Below are 210 nucleotides of genomic sequence, written 5' to 3'. Positions count from 1 at the left end.
GGATGATGTTTCCTGTTTTAGTATCGGTCCATCTTCTGCGTTTGATATGGAGTTTCACTGTTTTTCCGCGGAGAGGAAAATCATCTACTATAATCTCAGGAACGAACCCTTTTGAATGTAATATGAGTGATGAGAATTCTTTTGGAGCTGTATTTTTCTCTTCAAAGTAAATGTGTAGAATTTTGTTTTCTTCTTCAAATTTCAGAATAT

General features: G+C 34.3%; 1 pseudogene. It reads right to left on the bottom strand.

Going from position 1 to position 210, the window contains the following annotated elements:
- Positions 1-208, bottom strand: a pseudogene (locus tag AB671_RS22635) (transposase); the annotation flags it as partial.
- Between the last annotated feature and the right edge of the window lie 2 nt (positions 209-210).

It is taken from the genome of Chryseobacterium sp. BGARF1, from assembly GCF_001677955.1.
In the GTDB taxonomy this organism is placed as follows: Bacteria; Bacteroidota; Bacteroidia; order Flavobacteriales; family Weeksellaceae; genus Chryseobacterium.
This window is presented reverse-complemented; position numbering and strand designations above follow the sequence as displayed.